This window comes from Phaeobacter italicus, from assembly GCF_019801785.1.
Classification (GTDB): Bacteria; Pseudomonadota; Alphaproteobacteria; order Rhodobacterales; family Rhodobacteraceae; genus Phaeobacter; species Phaeobacter italicus.
Window position 1 is genome coordinate 234,655 of the sequence record NZ_JAHVIJ010000002.1, and the last position, 17,200, is coordinate 251,854.

Sequence of the window (17,200 nt, forward strand, 5' to 3'; positions counted from 1 at the left end):
GGCGACGTAGGGTAAGCTTTCGCTGAATTGACTGGCCCAGCCAGTGTCGGGCACCTAGGCTGATCTTGTGCATAGCAGCACGCAGCCTAGGGAGGATCCCAGTGATTTTCTATGATTGCAGCACAGCCCCAAACCCCAGACGCGCCCGGATGTTTATTGCCGAAAAGGGGCTAGAGATCGAAAGCCGCGAAATTTCCATCGCGGAGCGACAACAATTGTCAGCCGATTTCCTTGTGATCAATCCACATGGCACCATCCCGGTTCTGACGACGGACGATGGTGCGACGCTGACGGAAAACCTGGCGATTGCGCGATATCTTGAGCTTCTCCATCCAGACCCGCCTTTGATGGGCAGTTCCGCGCGTGAGGAAGCGGAGGTGCTGATGTGGAATGTCATCGTCGAAGCACAGGGCGGCCACCCAATCGCAGAAGCGCTGCGCAACAGCCATCCCGCATTTGAAAACCGGGCTATTCCAGGGCCGGACAACCATGCCCAAGTGCCGGAATTGGCAGAGCGTGGTTTTCGCCGGGTTGCGCGGTTCTTTGATCTACTGGATGCCCGGCTGAGCGATAGCCCCTATCTTGCAGGCAATTTCTTCAGCCTTGCTGATATTTCGGCTTTCGTCTTTGTGGATTTCGCGAGGGTGATCAAGATGCGGATCCCTGTAGAGCATAGCGCGACCCAGCGTTGGTTCGATACCATCTCGCAACGGCCAAGCGCGGCACTCTAGACCCTGGCCTTGCCTGAATTTTACGCTGCAGCGGGCTTTCTTGCGTGGTAACACCACTGCAGGGCTGCCTCCTGTGCGCCTGGTTCGACAACAACGAGGCATCAAATGGCCGAAAAACCGATCTTGCACCGTGACAATCCAGATGCTGAACCGCTGATTGGCAACATCAAGGTGACGCGCACGGATTGGCTGAACGTTGCGATGGACGTGCTAGTCACCGACGGTGTGGAGCAGGTAAAGGTTCTGACCTTGGCTGAGCGGATGGGAGTGTCTCGCTCGTCCTTTTATTGGTATTTCAAGTCCCGCCAAGAGCTGCTTGATGCTTTGCTGACAAGCTGGGACCAGACAAATACGGCCGGATTGATCACGCAGGCGGAAACCCCGGCAGAGACAATCACGGCGGCAGTCCTCAATGTCTTTCGCTGTACCACGAACCCTGAACTGTTCAACACAGCGCTGGATTTTGCCATCCGCGACTGGTCGCGCAGATCGGGGCCGGTGCGTAATCTCCTGGATGCCTCAGACGCCCGCCGTGTGCAGGCTCTCGCCGATATGTTCCGGCGTTTTGACTATCCCGATTTGGAGGCACGCACCCGTGCCAGGGTTCTATATTACATGCAGCTCGGCTATGATATGGCAGGTCTGAACGAGCCCTATGAACAGCGGGTGTCGATGACCGGATCCTATCTGGAAGTTTTCACCGGCAAACCGGCTAACCCGGATGAGCTGGCCGAATTTGCGGTCTACGCCAAACAATACTGGCGCGCCTGAGCGGGTGACCGGGCTCAGAGCCCGGCCAGCAGCGCGTCGACCTCGGCGCGGGTCTTTTCTGCGGCTTCCATACGCACGGGCCCATAGCCTCGAATGTCCATAGGGGCGGAGAGCACCGCCAGCCAGCTTTCGTGTTTGTCGGCATCGTAGCGCTTGGCCGCAGCAATCAAGACCTCCCGGTACCATTGCAGAAGGTCGCGATGCAGCCGGGCCTCTTCGTGGTAGGCAAAGGGATTGAAACGGCTGTTGCGCAGGCGACGACCTTTGGACAGAACCTTTAGTGCCGGGCGCAACCATTGCCCAAACTGCATCTTTCTGGGCCGACCACGCGCGTCTGTCTTCCGGCTGAGCAGCGGTGGAGCGAGGTGGTACTTGACCTTGAAATCACCCTCAAACTCGGTGCTGAGCTGGTGAGCAAAGCTATCCGTGCTCAGCAGGCGGGCGACTTCGAACTCGTCCTTGTAGGCCATCAGTTTGAACAGCGCACGGGCGGCCGCAGTGGTCAGCTCCTCTGCCTTCTGTTCTGGCAGCGCAGTGTAGAGGGCGTCCAATGCAGCAGTGTAGGACCTGGCGTAGTCCACATCCTGATATCCGGTGAGGAACGTCGCCCGACGATCGATCAGATCCTTCAAGGATTCTTCTGTCGCGGGCTCTTCGGCGTAATGCTGGGCAAGGCGTGACGGGTCAGCCGCAAGAGCCCGCCCGATGGCGAGGGCCAGACGGTTCTTTTCAATCGCAACACCGTTCAGAACGATTGCCTGGTCCAAAGCTCCTGCGCTTACGGGGACCAGTCCCTTCTGCCAGGCAAATCCCAGCATCATCACGTTGGCCAATACTGCGTCGCCGAGCAGCGTTTCTGCAGCCTCATTTGCGTCAAACCCCGACAGGTTTTCTGCCCCGATGACGTTGGCAATTTCGCTTTCTCGCAGTGATGCCATGAGGTCGGCATCCCGACGCAAGACCAGATCACCAGTTGGCATCTCGGCATGGTTCAAGACCATCTTTGTGCCGGGCCGATAGTGAGCCGATGCCTTTGGAGCTGAGCTGACGACCACGTCGCAGCCGATCACTGCGTCCGCGGCGCTTTGGTCGATGCGCACCTGATTCAGGGTATCGGGAGAGTTGGATAGGCGAATATATCCCAAGACGGTGCCGAACTTTTGCGCAAATCCGGTGAAGTCCAGAACACTTGCTCCCTTGCCCTCCAAATGCGCAGCCATTGTGATCAGGGCGCCAACCGTAACAACGCCCGTTCCGCCAACGCCGGTAACCAGAAGGTCAAACGGAGTATCCAGGCGTGGCAGCTGAGGCGTCGGCAGCCCGGCGATCAGCGCGTTGGCGTCGAGATCTGCGATTTGTTTCTTTCGCCGCTCAGCGCCCTCAACGGTTACGAAGCTGGGGCAAAACCCGTTCAGGCAGGAGAAATCCTTGTTGCAGCTCGACAGGTTGATTTTGCGCTTACGCCCAAATGGCGTTTCCTTGGGCTCCACGCTCAGGCAGTTGGATTCGACAGAACAATCGCCGCAACCCTCGCAGACGAGATCATTGATAAAGGCGAACTTCTTCGGATCCTCCATCTTGCCCCGCTTGCGGCGGCGACGTTTCTCTGTGGCGCAGGTCTGTTCATAGATCAGGACGGTGACGCCGGGAATGTCACGCAGTTCCCGCTGCAGGACATCCATCTCACTGCGATCATGAAAGCTGGTATTCGCCGGAAAGTCGGCAGGCGAGAATTTGGCGATATCGTCAGATACCAACGCGATGCGCTCAACGCCCTCGGCGCGGCAGGTTTGCGCGATGCCAGAGACGCTGACCGGGCCATCCACAGGTTGCCCACCCGTCATTGCAACAGCGTCGTTGTAAAGGATTTTGTAGGTTATGTTGGTGCCTGCGGCGACGGCTTGGCGGATGGCGAGAGAACCAGAGTGATACCAGGTGCCTTCACCAAGGTTCTGGAACACATGCTTGCCCCCGTTGTATTGCGAAGCAACCGTCCACGGCACGCCTTCGCCGCCCATCTGCGCATAGCCTGCCGTGTCCCGGTCCATCCAGCTTGCCATGACATGGCAGCCAATTCCGGAATTGGCTTTGCTTCCTTCGGGCAGCTTCGTCGAGGTGTTGTGCGGGCATCCCGAGCAGAAATAGGGGGTACGGGTCGCGCCCGGAATATTCAGCAATTTAGGGGGCCGCTCGGTCAGGGCGCGTGCCTTTTCCAGCAGCTTTTCTTCCGGAAAGAAGCGGTTCAGGCGTTCGGCGACAATCGGAACAAGGGTCAATGGTGACAGCTCCCCGGTCCAGGGGATCAGCGGGTTGCCCTGGCTGTCGTGTTTGCCAACCATGCGTTGGGGTTTGTCGCCGGGCCAGTCATAGAAATATTCCTTGAACTGGCTCTCAATGATGCCTCGCTTTTCTTCAACGACCAGCACCTCCTGTTTACCCTTCACGAACCGCAGCGCTTCGGTGCGAGCGAGCGGCCAGACCATTCCTACCTTGTAGATGTCGATACCAAGGCGTTTGCAGGCCGTTTCATCCAGCCCAAGCAGTCGCAGGGCCTCCATCAGATCGAGATGCCCCTTGCCTGTCGTAACAAAGCCAAAGGGTGCATCAGGGATATCATAGACCCGACGGTCAATCGGATTTGCCTCTGCAAAGGCGCGTACCGCCCGCAGTTTGGCATGGATCCGGGTCTCAATTTCGGGGGATGGCAGATCGGACCGGCGAATATGCAGCCCGCCGGGATAATCTGGCAGCTCCGGATAGGTGAATGCGCGATCTGCTTGCAGGTCGACAGAGCGCGCACTCTCGACTGTTTCGGACACCGCCTTGAAACCCACCCAAGTGCCGGAATAGCGCGACAGAGCAAATCCGTATTCACCGAAAGTCAGGAATTCCGCCACATCCGCCGGATTGAGAACCGGCATGAACCACGACATGAAAGCCACATCAGATTGGTGCGGCATGGAGGAGCTGACGCAGCCATGGTCGTCTCCGGCAACGACCAGAACGCCGCCTTTTTCAGACGATCCATAGGCGTTGCCATGCTTCAGCGCATCGCCGGATCTGTCGACACCGGGTCCTTTGCCGTACCACATGGAAAAGACCCCTTCGACCTCGCAGTGCGGATCAAGAATGGCCTGTTGTGCGCCCAGGACGGCGGTTGCGCCAAGATCTTCATTCACGGCAGGCATGAAGGTGATCTTGTTTTCTTCCATCCGCTTTTTTGAGCGCCAGAATTCGAGATCAACACCGCCTAGCGGCGATCCACGGTAGCCGGAGACAAAGCCAGCAGTGTTCAGACCGGCCTCACGGTCGCGGCGCGCCTGATCCAACATGATCCGGGCCAACGCCTGGGTGCCGGTCAGGAAAACCCGGCCACTGGTCAGATTGTATCGGTCTTCCAGCTGATAGCTGCAGAAGTCATGGTTGAGCTGGGTCATCGCGAAGATCCCTTGCGCCAAAGGTGAGTGTGGTGGTCAATTTGCGCAAGGCTATCCCGAATTCGGTGGAAAATTTCACCAGATCGTGTTTCAGTTTGCGTGAAATCGGATAAAATTTCCGATGTGCATGCCGAATTCGGATAAGGTTTTCACATGGCCGTTGTTTTGGATGATCGTGACCGCAGGATCCTCACCCTGCTGCAACAGGACGCACGGACGTCTAACGCGGAGCTGGCAGAGGCCGTGGGGATGTCGGCGTCGGCGTTTTGGCGGCGTGTTCGGGCACTGGAAGAGGCAGGCGTCATCGAACGATATGGCGCGGTTGTGAATCCCGCTGCGATGGGGTTGGGGTTCCATGCCATCGTTCATGTGCACCTCACACGGCACGATCCTGACAAGCTCACGGATTTCATTCGCGCGGTTGAGACAAACGATCTGGTCCAGGAATGTTATGCAACAACAGGGCAGGCTGACTATCACCTGCGTGTGTTGGCGCCGGACCTGGACGCGTACAACCGTTTTCTGGAGTCTTTTCTGTTTCGCTTGCCTGCGGTGGCAAGTGCGCAAACCAATGTCGTGTTGCGCACGATCAAGCGGGACAAGCCTGTGCGCCCCTGACCGGGCTGGCCAGGGCTAGGCCGCGACGAAATACACCCAGGCGGCGGCCATCGCGAGATATGTCAGTTGATGCAGGGCCTGATCTGTTCCCATCGCGCGCCAGAAGGTGGCCATGTTGGGCGAGAGGCATTTCTTTTCAGAATAGCAAGCCTTGCCGTAGTCGATGTTGAAGTGCGCGATCCACTCAAGGGCGCAGACAATCAGGATGAACCCAACCGGCGCCCCCATGATGACAAAGGCAAGGATTGATCCCAAAGCATGGACGCCAGCATGCTGTGCACGTCCGGCGTGGAAATACTCGCCCCGCCCGGACAGCATCTTGGGAGTTTGCAGATAGAAGTCGGCAAACATGTGCTTGATCTGGAACAAGCAGATTAGTCCCAAAAGGGAACCGACGTGTTCTGGCAAGGGTCCGGCCTCATTTGCTTTCGCGCACTCTGAAACCTTACGGATTTTTTCAGCACTGGCAAACACCGTCTCGTGTCTTGGACCAACGACGCCCCGTCAGGCTATCGTGCAGCAATCTGAAACAGGCGCTGTCGCGGTCAGACCATTGCCTGTCCACAGCGATCCGGCTACCCATGAAGGGATAGGTTTCGCCAGCCACTTCGGAGCGGTCCCATAGAACGCACACTCTTTCAGTTTATCTGGAAATACTCCAAGCGCGATCAACTCGTTCTGCTGGTTGTGACAGCCTGCCTGTTTCCGCTGCTCTACCTGACCCTTGAATTGCCAAAGCGGATTATCAATGACGCGATCGGTGCCCAGAGTGGCCTGATTGATGTCTTTGGCTATGAGCTGGAGCAACTGCATTATCTGTGGCTCTTGTGTGGTGCCTTCCTGCTGGCAGTTTTGGCGCACGGGCTGTTGAAGATGCGGATCAACACCATGAAGGGCGTGCTGGCGGAACGTATGCTACGCCGCTTTCGCTATCGGTTGATCTCGCGGGTCCTGCGCTTTCCGCAACCCTATTTTGAACGGGTAAGTCAGGGCGAACTGGTCTCGATGATCACTTCGGAAAGCGAACCGATGGGTGGTTTGATGGGGGATGCGGTGAGCCAACCTGTCTTGCAGGCGGGACAGATGCTGACCATCCTCTACTTTCTGTTCATGCAGAATGTCTGGTTCGGACTTGCAGCGGTTGCACTTATTCCGTTGCAGGGATGGCTGATCCCGATGCTTCAACGGCAGATCAACCTGCTGAACAAGAAGCGGATCAAGCAGGTCAGGGCGCTTGCGTCCGAAATCGGAGAAAGTGCTGCTGGGGCCGCCACGCTGAGGCTTAATGGCGGGTGGCGCTACCGCATGGCGGTGATCACGGATCGGCTCGGCAATCTCTACGACATCCGGTTCGAGATCTATCAGAAGAAATTCTTCATGAAGTTTCTCAATAACTTCATCACCCAGCTGACGCCGTTCCTGTTTTACGCAGTTGGTGGGTATCTCGTGCTTGAAGGCAAAGTTTCATTGGGGGCGCTGGTGGCCGCGTTGGCGGCCTACAAGGATCTGGCCTCACCTTGGAAAGAGCTCCTTGCCTATTACAACCAGACGCAGGACATGGCCCTGCGCTGGGAAGTCATACTTGAGCGGTTCGACCCGGCCGGTATGGTGAATGAAGACCTGATGACGGGCTCCCCTGATAAGCTCACACGCCTGCACGGTGACATTGTCATCAAAGGGGTCAACGTCCGCGACGCTGACGGCAATCTTGTGCTTGAAGATCTGAACGCGAGTTTTCCGTCTGGTCGTGTTATAGGCGTTGCAGCCCCGTCGGAAGAAGATCGCAGGGCGCTGGCGGGAGTGCTGACACGCGAACTGCTGCCTTCGGCGGGTGAGGTCAGTATTGGCGGCCAGGACATGCGTGAGATCCATCAGGCCGTCATTGCGGCACGCATCGGCCACGCCAACTCCCGTCCGGTCCTGTTTCAGGGGTCGTTTGGAGACAACGTAATGATGCCGATCCGGCAACGTCCGCTGAGCGGGGCGCGGGATGTACGGCGATATGATGTTGCGCAGCGAGCAGGCAACAGCCCGGATCCGCTGGACGCCTCCTGGCTGGATCCCGCTTTGGCCGGCTTCTCAAGTGAGAGTGAGCTGCGCGATTGGTGGCTGAAATTGGTCGCGGGTATCGGCTCTGATACGGCTCTTTTCCGGCGTGGGGTCGAGCAACGCTTTGATCCGAAGACCCACAAGAAGCTGGCAGAGCGGCTGGTAGAGCTGCGCCCGACCGTCCAGAGAGCGATCGATGATGCAGGGCTTTCGGCCTATGTCCATTTTCTCGACCGCGAAACCTATAACCCCGCACTGCCGGTGGCAGAGAACCTCCTTTACGCAACATCGCCTGTTCGGATTACCGAAGACGTCCTGCGGGAACAGGATGACTTCCTCGATCAGCTGCGCGAGTTGAAGCTGGATAGCGACCTTGTCGCCCTCAGCCGCGATGTCGTTGAAATGCTGCGGCAGATCTTCGGTATCGATGGCACGGATCATCCGCTGTTTCGCAAACTGGGGCTTGAGGCATCTGCGTATGAGGGGGCGTTGTCCCTTGTCGCCAAGAGCCGCGATGCAGGTGTCGGCGCACTGAGCCACGAGGAACTGGCGCGGTTGTTGATCGTTCCTTTCAGTATTTCCGCCGAACAGATCGGGGCTGCGTTTGGTGACGAGATAGCGGATCGCATTCTCGCATTCCGCAAGAGCCACTCGAAACAGCTGATGGATACCATCGGCGACATTTTCGAACCTCTTGACCCTGCCAGTTTCGCGCCGGGCCTGAATGTGCTTGAAAACGCGCTGTTTGGTAAAGTGTCCGACACTGCGGGCGCACGGGCTGAGGAAGTTCAGAAAAAGGTGTCGGAAGTGCTGGCCGACAGCGGTGTGCGCGATCTGGTGGTAGAGCTGATCTTTGACCTGCCGATTGCGTTGGGTGGGCAGGGGCTGGCTGCGAGCTTTGCCGAGCCGCTTGCATTTTCCCGCGCTTCAATCAAGCGCCCTGACATCCTGATCCTGGACAGCGCAATGGCGAGCTATGATCTCGACACCCGCATTGCGATCCATAAGAACCTCCGCAAATTGCTACCTGAAACCACGTTGATCTATCTTGGAAGCGGTTTTGAAAGCCCCGAAGTCTTTGACAGCTATTACGAACTGCGTCAGGGGCGGTTGGTCAGCGAACTGCCTGCTGCGGAGGCCACTACGGATGGGGCGGGCAGCGCGGATCTTGCCCGCAAACTGCGCGCGCTCGAACAGACAGAGCTGTTTTCTGGCCTGAACCGCCGCCAGATGCGCCTTCTCGCATTTGGGGCGCGCTGGTACACCGCCAAAGCTGGTGACAGTGTGTTTCTCAAGGATGATGAGGCGAGTGATGGCGCCTATATGGTGCTGGAGGGCGAAGCAGGTCTGTATCTGCCGCAGGAAGGGGCTGACCGGCTGGTTGCAAAGGTCGGCCCTGGGCGGCTTGTTGGCGAACTGGGGTTGATCCGAAAAGAGCCGCGCGCATTGAGCATGCTGGCAGAGACGGATCTGACCTGTCTTCGCATCGGCGAGGAAGAGTTCCTCGCAGTGGTGGAAAACGACGCCGCAACCGCCTTCAAACTTTTGCAGGTGGTTGCAGGCTACGTCTCCAATTGATCAACAAGCCCCGAGAGACGGGGGCTGCGCCTCAATCCTTGGGCGGAGGGGCGCCGCCGACGAAGGTGTTTCCCTCGGCATAGTTGCAGGGGGCATCCTGCATGTTCAGGTGCAGGTCATCGCCCGTGAACGGGTGCGCACGCGCGAGGTCTTCGTCCACGTCGATCCCCAATCCGGGGGCATCTGACGGGATCACAAACCCGTCTTCTACCGTGATTGTGTTTTTGATCAGGTCAGAATGGAAAGGGGTTTCGATGGTTTCGATCATCAACAGATTGGGGATTGAGGCTGCGAGTTGAATGTTGGCTGCCCATTCGACCGGACCTGCATAAAGATGTGGCGCCATCTGCGCACCAAAGACTTCGGCGATGGCGGCAATCTTCTTGGTCTCCCATAGGCCGCCGGCCCGACCCAGAGCAGGTTGCAAAATTTCGGCTGCGCCCGCACGCAGGACGGCAGCGAATTCTGCCTTGGTGGTCAGCCGCTCGCCTGTGGCTACGGGGATACGCACCTGGGCTGCAACGCGGGCCATATCCTCGATCATGTCCGGAGGCGTGGGCTCTTCGAACCACAGCGGCTGATATGGCTCCAGCGCCTGACCAAGCCGGATTGCGCCAGCCGGGGTGAACTGGCCATGCGTGCCAAACAGCAGATCGGCCCGCTCGCCAACGGCATCGCGAATGGCACGGCAAAAGGCAACGGATTGGGCGATGTCGCTTTGGGCAGGCATATGGCCTCCGCGCATCGTGTAGGGACCAGCCGGATCAAATTTCACTGCCGTATAGCCCTTGGCGACCATCGCGGCTGCGGATTCAGCAGCCAGATCCGGGTCGTTCCAGAAGGCATCGATATCATGGCCGTCCTGGGGGTAGAGGTACGTGTATGCGCGCAGGCGATCATTCATTCGCCCGCCCATCAGCGCATGGACCGGGCGATCACGGTCTTTGCCAAGGATATCCCAACACGCGATTTCAAGCCCGCTAAACGCGCCCATCACGGTAAGATCAGGCCGTTGTGTGAAGCCGGATGAATAGACCCTACGGAACATCCACTCGATGTTTTCTGGGGATTGTCCCTGCATATGGCGATCGAAAACGTCTTCGATCACATGGCGCATGGCCTCTGGACCAATCGTCGCGGCATAGCATTCGCCCCATCCGGTGATGCCTGTGTCCGTGGTCAATTTGACCAAAATCCAATAGCGCCCTCCCCAACCGGGAGCAGGTGGGGCGGTGATGATCACGTCGAGGTCTTGGAGTTTCATCAGGGTCTAACCTTGGGATTAGGGGCTATTCTTACGCGCGATCGAACAAGATGACGTTGCGGCGGGCCGCGCCTGTCTTGGTATCGGCGATCGCTTCGTTGATCTGTTCCAGAGACCAGCGCCCGGAAATCAGCTCGTCCAGTTTCAGCCGCCCCTGCTGGTAGAGGTCGATCATCCACGGGATGTCCCGCTGAATGACCACATCGCCCATCTTTGAGCCGATCATGCCTTGTCCGATGGCGGCCATGATGACGGGCTCATAGGTCGCGGTCTCACCCGAGTGAGGCATGCCGATCATGATCATCCGGCCACCGCGACCCATGTAACGGGCCGCCTGTTCGTAGGCAGGAATAGCCCCGACGGTGACGAGCACCACTTCAGCCCCCTTGCCGCCAAGCGCCTTGTAACTGGCTTTCCACGGCGATTTGAGCGAGGCAAGCACGCCGTCGGTTGCGCCGAATTCCTTGGCGATCTCGAGTTTCTCTTCGCTCATGTCGACCGCAATGATCCGTCTGGCGCCTGCGATGCGCGCACCCTGGATTGCATTCAGACCAACACCGCCTGCGCCGATTACCACAACGTCCTGACCTGGCCGCAACTGCGCTGCATTGACCGCTGCTCCAACACCGGTGATGACCCCGCATGACACGAGCGCGGCAACGTCCTTGGCCATGTCGGACGGGATCTTGACGATTTGGCGGTGGTCAACCACGACCTTTTCGGCAAAGGCGCCACAGGCCATCGCTTGCGACAGCGGCTTGCCATCCACCGTGCTGAGCGGGCCGTTCTTGTCGTCGTAAGGCGTTTCGCACAGCGTCGGCGCACCGCCTGCGCAGCTGGGGCATATCCCGCAGGACCGGATGAGCGTCACCACAACACTGTCACCTTCGCCAAAGCCTGTGACGCCTTCACCTACTGCGCTGACGGTTCCGGCGGCCTCGTGGCCATAAACCGCGGGAAGGAACCCGCCCCAGGCCCCATCGGCGAAGGAAATGTCGCTGTGACAGATTGCGACTGCATCAAGCGTGACCTCGACTTCGCCGCTTTTGGGGGCTGCCAGCTGCACCTCTTCAATCACAAGAGGCGCGCCAAATTCGTGACAGACTGCGGCTTTGATCGTCGGCATGTGCTCTTCTCCCTGTTTGAGGCCACGGTGGACCGCAGCGGGACAGCTCGCAAGTCTGAAACAGGCAACGTTGCGTCGTGTCCGCTGCCGTGGCGTTCCAGGCACATGTCGGGGGAGAGATGGCCCGTTTAGAGCACCTTGCAGGCCTCGGCAAAGTTGCGCGCCTCCTGCGGCGCCTGTCCAAGCTGATTTTGCGCAGAAAAGACGGGGTCAAGATCAAGGTCCGGGTAGGCTTCCGTTGCCAGATCCTGCAAGGGGCGACCCGTGGAAAGTGCAGTCTGGCACAGGGTTTTCACAGCGGCCTGTGCCTCTGGTCTGCGCATCACACGGGCCAGTTCAAAGGTCAGCGCCTCGGCAAAAATCGTTGCGCCAGTGCCCTCGAAAACGGCGTCCATCTGTCCGGTGTTTGGGGAAATCTCACCTGTCAGACCTTTTGCCGTTTGGGCGGCACTCGCGGCGCAGAACACGATCTGCGGCAGGCTGAGCCACTCGCCAAACCAGCTTGCACCGTCGCGCTGGTGCTGAGGGCTGGCCGAGGTATGCAAGGCAGAAAGCTGTGCGCTCGCTTGATGAGCCAGTGCCACCAGGGCAGAGGCAGAGACCGGGTTTTGCTTTTGCGGCATGGTCGAGGACGCACCGCCAGAGGACAGGTTGATTTCTCCAACGCTGCTCTGGCTCAGCCCGATCACGTCGTTTCCGAGTTTGCCAAGGCAAACCGACACACGCGCAAACCAATCCGCGATGCGTAAAACCGGTGTGCGGTCGCTGTGCCAGCTGCGTTTGGGATCGGTGAGCGCGAGACCCTCAGCCAGGCGCTTGCGCAGGTCTGCTGCTTCATGACCAAGGGCGCTGGCGGTTCCTGCGGCGCCTGACAGGGACACCAGCAGGCAAGAGCGTCGCAACGTTGCCAGTTCCTCGAGCAGCGACAAGAGCGGCGTGCCCCATCCGGCCACAACTGCGCCGTAACTGGTGGGCGTTGCGATCTGCCCGTAGGTCCGGCCTGCAATCGGCTGCATGGCGTATGTTTCCGCCATCGGACCCAGTTGTGCGAGGATCGCCTTCAGGTCCGTCTCAACTGCAGCCAGTGCCTGGCGCAGACGCAACATCAGGCCCGTGTCCATGATATCCTGCGAAGTGGCGCCCCAATGGACGTATTGCGCATGTTCCGGCGCATTCATTTCCTCGCGCAGCGCCGCCACCAGCGCTGGAACCGGGACACCGTTCCTGCCGGTTTCACGGGTCAATGCACCTGGGTCAAGCGCGACCTCCATCACGGCACGCCCGATTGCGGCAGCGCTGTCCTCGGGAATGAGCCCCATCGCGCCCTGGGCCTTGGCCAACGCTCCCTCGACCAGCAGCATAGCCCGGATTTCGGCGCTGTCAGAGAACAGGCGAGAGACATCTCCTGTCTTGAACAGGTTGGCATAAAGTTGGCTGTCAAAGAGGGAGGCGGCCATTACATATCTTTCGTGATTGTGGCAATCAGGCCGGCAAGCTCTTGCGGCGCTGAGAAAAAGGGAGAATGCGAACGGGCAAGCGCGTGTACTGTTTCAGGATGCCAGTCTGCTACCATTTGGGCTTGGTACTCTGGTGGGATCACCCGATCCTGCGTGCAGCGGATATACGCCTTTGGGGTTTCTTTCCACGTGGTGCCGGGATGATACGGGGTGTCTTGGGGCATGATCGACTGGGCGCACAGGCGCGGCAACGCATAGTCGACGACCTCGGCAGAGCAGTCGTGATAAAGCAGATCGGCAGCAAACTCAGACGCAAAGCGATAGCTGGCTCCGTCAGGCGATTTCCGGGTCTTGCCCGTCAAAGTCTGCCGTGGGCTGGCCTTGCGCATGTCGATCATGGACAGGCCCGGCTTCGGAACATAGGCGCAGAGATAGATCAATCCACGAAGCCGCTCGCCCAGATCTGCAGCCGCAGTGATGGGGTATCCCCCCCATGAATGGCCCAAAACGATTGTCTCGGCCGATGTGTGGGCGCGAATGGCCTTGGCCGTGTCCTCCAGCGAAATCGCGGCCAAATCCGTTGTCTCTGTCTGATCTGCGCCATGACCGGGCAGGTCAAGCGTTCGGGCGGTGATGCCCCGTTCTGTCAGGGCCGGGATCAGATACCGCCAGCACCATGCCCCATGGCAGGATCCATGCACCAAGAGCAGATCAGTCAATGTGCCCTACCTCGCGCAGGAATGTGATCAGATGATCGCTGAAAATGTCGGGTTGTTCGACGCAGGGCAGATGGCCTGCGCGTCGGATCAGTTCGAATTTCGACCCTGGGATCAGATCAACGGTTTCGCGAACCAGATCCGCGGGTGTGGCGCCATCATCCGATCCCGCTATTCCAAGCGTCGGAAGGCGCAATCCGCTGGTTGGCGTGTAGAAGTCCGTCCCGGCAATCGCCGCACAGCATCCCACGTAGCCTTCGCTTGACTGGCGCAGCAGAGTATCGCGCCATTTCGGAACCTGGCCCGATTTCTGAAAGGCGGGGGCGAACCAACGCTCCATCACTGCGTCGGCAATACTGTCGAGCCCAGAAGAGCGAACAGAGTCTGTTCGCGCTTGCCAGTTGGCAGCGGTTCCGATTTTCGCAGCTGTATTCGACAAAACCAGCCCGCGCATCAGGTCAAGCCGCTTGACGGCCAACCCCTGTGCGATCATCCCGCCGATGGAAAGACCGACAAAGATGCAGTCGCGCACTTCCAGCTGGTCCAGAAGACGCTCAGCATCACGGACCAGCGCGCCCATGGAATACGGGGCAGGGGGCACGGAAGAGCGGCCGTGCCCGCGCAGATCGTATCGAATAATGCGCAGATCTTTGGGGAGGCGGTCGACAACCTCATCCCACAGGTGCAGATCTGTTCCCAGAGAGTTTGCAAAAACGATCGGCCGACCTGATGGGCTGCCGTCTTCACGATAGTTCAGCTGGACATCGCCCAGGTCCGCAATCTGCATAAAGGTCTCCCGGTCTTGCTTGGTGGCAGCATTATCGCGCCCCCATCACAAGGTAAAGCAGCGCGACCCTGATGCAAACCGCAGTCCCAAAAGCCTGTATCAGCCGTATTTTCCAAGCGCTTCGGCAAAGATGACAGGATCGACATTGCCGCCGGTCGCAACGGCAATTGCCACCGGCATGCTCAGCGCGTCTGGATGGAACAGCGCAGCCGCAAGGGCCACCGCGCCTCCCGGCTCCAGCACGATCTTCAAACGGGTAAAGGCAAGAGCCATCGCATGCAGCGCCTCGTCTTCGGTCACGACGATCCCGCTTGCGCAGGTCTGTTTCAGAATGGGAAAGGTCAAGTCACCTGGTGACGGGGTCAGGATCGCATCGCAAATGGACCCGGACGTTGTCGCGTTTCGGCAGATCTCTCCCGTTGCGAGAGAGCGGGTGACGTCATCAAACCCTTCCGGCTCGCATGGGTGAACGGCCATATCTGGGGCGCGTTCCTTCAATGCGATGGAGACACCTGCGGTCAGACCTCCGCCACCACAACAGACGAGCACATCAGCCTCTGTGATGCCCAGTGCCTTGGCTTGATCTGCGATTTCAAGCCCCACAGTGCCCTGACCGGCAATGACCTGTTCGTCATCATAGGGTTTCACAAGGGTCAACCCACGGGCCTGCGCCAGATCCGCGCCGATCTGGTCCCGATCCTCGGTGGCGCGATCATACAGCACCACTTCGGCACCAAGGGCGCGGGTGTTGGCAATTTTGATCGCAGGCGCGTCCTGGGGCATGACAATCACGGCAGGCGCATCATGTGCTGCTGCTGCGGCCGCGACTCCCTGCGCGTGATTGCCGCTGGAGTAAGCCAAAACCCCCTTGCTGCGTTGTTCTGGTGTGAGGGCGGACAGCGCGGCCCATCCGCCGCGGAACTTGAATGAGCCGGTGTGCTGTAGGCATTCCGCTTTGACCAAGACTTGGCGGCCAGCGATGTCGTCGAGAAATGGTGATGACAAAAGCGGCGTACAGCGGGCGTGACCGGCCAGGCGGTCAGCGGCTTTGGAAATGGCGGCGAAAGTGCTCATTCAATTTGGTCCAATACGTTTTTTATCAGGGCAAGGGCGGCAGGTTCGTCAAGAAAGGGAACATGGCCGCGGTTGGCAACTTCGACAGCCTCCAGTTCTGGCAGGCGTCTTTGCATCTCAGAGAAGGTGTCCCGGCTCAAGATATCGGAATTCTCTCCTCTGATAACGCCACAGGGCAGGCCCTGCAGTGCCATGAACAAAGGCCAAAGATCCGGGAACGGGCCGGCCTCTGCCTGCGCCAGCAAAGCGTCGCGAATGCGTTTGTCATAGCGCAAGGCAAGGCCGTCGTCGGTCTGCTCGTAATAGGTCTGAGCCTCTTCAAGCCAGCGCTGAAGGGGAACATCGGGAAAGTCCGAACCCAAATGGGCTGAAAGCGCCTTAGCCGCCTCGCGGTGGGTCTTGGCAGCAGGGCGGCGGCCAACATAGGCCATGATGCGATCAACGCCCCCTGCCGGAATTTCAGGCCCAACATCATTGAGAACAACCGCGGCCAGCCGTTCCTTTACGGTTGCGGCAAGAACCATCGCGACCATACCGCCGCGCGAGGTGCCCAGAACAGCCGCGCGGGCGATGTCGAGATGATCCAGCATCTCTATCACGTCCCGTGCTTCGACTGGCACAGCGTAAGTCGTGAAATCGTCCGCGTGATCGGAGCTCCCGCGCCCGCGTGCGTCCAGCAGGATCAGCCGCCGTCCGGTCATGTGAGGTAGAAGATATCGGAAATCCTGCCCGTCACGGGTCAGCCCGGCGAGACAAATCAGGGGGACGGATCCATCCGGCTCTGTCGGCATGCAGTCGACATAGGCAAGGCGCAATCCGTCGGACGTGGTGAAATAGGCCGGGTTCGGCCATGTCGCTTCGGACATATTGGCGCCTCAGCTATTGATGAGATCAGGGATGGATGTGAGGTCGCTCAGAATATGCTGCGGCGTCCATGGAAGGCGGTCCACCGGTTCGGAAGCCCGATTGACCCAAGCCGTTTCAAATCCATATCCGCTGGCCCCGGCGGCATCCCAGCCGTTTGAGGACACAAATAGCACCTCCTGCGGCTGGCACGCAAATCGCGCGCCCACGAGATCATACACGCGCGAATCGGGCTTGAAGACGCCAACGCTTTCGACCGACAGCACATCGTCCAAATCGCCCGACAGCCCCGCTGACTGAACCGCCCCGCTGAGCATATCAGGCGATCCGTTCGACAGAATGGCCGTGTTCATGCCTGCCTCTTTCAGCCTGCGCAGCATGTTGGGAACTTCCTCATAGGCCTGCAATTGCCAGTAAAGATCCAATAGCCGTTGGCGAAGCTGCGGATCACCGCTGAGCCCAGTGGCCTCCATCGCCCAATCCAGCCCGTCCTGCGTGACCTGCCAGAAATCGGTATGTGCCCCGGTGATGGCGCGCAGCCAGGTGTATTGCAACTGTTTGAGCCGCCAGTGATTTGCCAGGGTAGCCCAGTTGTCGATCAGATGCGGGAACTCCGGCTCCTGTGCGGCCTGCCTGGCCGCGGCTGCCACGTCGAACAGGGTTCCATAGGCATCGAAAATACAGGTGGTGATTGCCATCTGTCTGCGCTCCGCTTGGCTCTGGTTGGG

General features: G+C 59.1%; 14 protein-coding genes. 4 read left to right on the forward strand and 10 right to left on the reverse strand.

Annotated elements, in window-relative coordinates; genetic code table 11:
* The first annotated feature begins 101 nt into the window (after positions 1-101).
* Both KUV39_RS05540 and KUV39_RS05545 read left to right on the forward strand, forming a co-directional pair.
* Positions 102-731, forward strand: a complete 630-nt coding sequence (locus KUV39_RS05540) for a glutathione S-transferase family protein (protein ID WP_222459180.1) — start codon at positions 102-104, stop codon at positions 729-731.
* A gap of 105 nt (positions 732-836) precedes the next feature.
* Positions 837-1,502, forward strand: a complete 666-nt coding sequence (locus KUV39_RS05545; RefSeq protein WP_222459181.1) for a TetR/AcrR family transcriptional regulator — start codon at positions 837-839, stop codon at positions 1,500-1,502.
* Between the two features lie 14 nt (positions 1,503-1,516).
* Here the strand turns inward: KUV39_RS05545 and KUV39_RS05550 are convergent, their stop codons facing one another.
* Complete coding sequence (locus KUV39_RS05550; protein WP_222459182.1) at positions 1,517-4,939, reverse strand: indolepyruvate ferredoxin oxidoreductase family protein; 3,423 nt, start codon at positions 4,937-4,939, stop codon at positions 1,517-1,519.
* A 153-nt stretch (positions 4,940-5,092) separates the two neighbouring features.
* Between KUV39_RS05550 and KUV39_RS05555 the strand changes: the two genes are divergently transcribed.
* Entirely contained in the window at positions 5,093-5,557 is a 465-nt protein-coding gene (locus tag KUV39_RS05555) for an Lrp/AsnC family transcriptional regulator (RefSeq protein WP_008559043.1), read from the forward strand.
* Between the two features lie 15 nt (positions 5,558-5,572).
* On the opposite strand, the gene KUV39_RS05560 is transcribed toward KUV39_RS05555, so the two are convergent.
* Positions 5,573-5,965, reverse strand: a complete 393-nt coding sequence (locus KUV39_RS05560; RefSeq protein ID WP_037302558.1) for a DUF3307 domain-containing protein — start codon at positions 5,963-5,965, stop codon at positions 5,573-5,575.
* 237 nt (positions 5,966-6,202) lie between these two features.
* Between KUV39_RS05560 and KUV39_RS05565 the strand changes: the two genes are divergently transcribed.
* Positions 6,203-9,184 (forward strand): ABC transporter transmembrane domain-containing protein, encoded by a 2,982-nt coding sequence (locus tag KUV39_RS05565; protein WP_046210653.1) that lies wholly within the window; start codon positions 6,203-6,205, stop codon positions 9,182-9,184.
* A 31-nt stretch (positions 9,185-9,215) separates the two neighbouring features.
* On the opposite strand, the gene KUV39_RS05570 is transcribed toward KUV39_RS05565, so the two are convergent.
* The 8 genes from KUV39_RS05570 to KUV39_RS05605 form a co-directional block, all read right to left on the reverse strand.
* Positions 9,216-10,448, reverse strand: a complete 1,233-nt coding sequence (locus KUV39_RS05570; RefSeq protein ID WP_222459183.1) for a mandelate racemase/muconate lactonizing enzyme family protein — start codon at positions 10,446-10,448, stop codon at positions 9,216-9,218.
* Positions 10,449-10,479: 31 nt separating this feature from the next.
* Positions 10,480-11,574 carry a Zn-dependent alcohol dehydrogenase gene (locus KUV39_RS05575; protein ID WP_008563251.1) on the reverse strand — a complete coding sequence of 365 codons (1,095 nt, stop codon included), beginning with the start codon at positions 11,572-11,574 and terminating at the stop codon, positions 10,480-10,482.
* Positions 11,575-11,702: 128 nt separating this feature from the next.
* Positions 11,703-13,031 carry a class-II fumarase/aspartase family protein gene (locus KUV39_RS05580; protein WP_222459184.1) on the reverse strand — a complete coding sequence of 443 codons (1,329 nt, stop codon included), beginning with the start codon at positions 13,029-13,031 and terminating at the stop codon, positions 11,703-11,705.
* Positions 13,031-13,750: an alpha/beta fold hydrolase gene (locus tag KUV39_RS05585; protein WP_222459185.1), complete on the reverse strand. Its 720-nt coding sequence runs from the start codon at positions 13,748-13,750 to the stop codon at positions 13,031-13,033. The genes KUV39_RS05580 and KUV39_RS05585 overlap by 1 nt, the downstream gene beginning before the upstream one ends.
* A complete protein-coding gene (gene pcaD, locus KUV39_RS05590; protein WP_222459186.1) occupies positions 13,743-14,534 on the reverse strand; it encodes a 3-oxoadipate enol-lactonase in 792 nt (263 codons plus the stop codon). Before pcaD ends, KUV39_RS05585 begins: the two co-directional genes overlap by 8 nt.
* 99 nt (positions 14,535-14,633) lie before the next feature.
* Positions 14,634-15,608 carry a threonine ammonia-lyase gene (locus tag KUV39_RS05595; protein ID WP_222459187.1) on the reverse strand — a complete coding sequence of 325 codons (975 nt, stop codon included), beginning with the start codon at positions 15,606-15,608 and terminating at the stop codon, positions 14,634-14,636.
* Positions 15,605-16,474: an alpha/beta fold hydrolase gene (locus tag KUV39_RS05600; RefSeq protein WP_222459188.1), complete on the reverse strand. Its 870-nt coding sequence runs from the start codon at positions 16,472-16,474 to the stop codon at positions 15,605-15,607. The genes KUV39_RS05595 and KUV39_RS05600 overlap by 4 nt, the downstream gene beginning before the upstream one ends.
* 9 nt (positions 16,475-16,483) lie before the next feature.
* A complete protein-coding gene (locus KUV39_RS05605; RefSeq protein ID WP_222459189.1) occupies positions 16,484-17,170 on the reverse strand; it encodes a haloacid dehalogenase type II in 687 nt (228 codons plus the stop codon).
* Between the last annotated feature and the right edge of the window lie 30 nt (positions 17,171-17,200).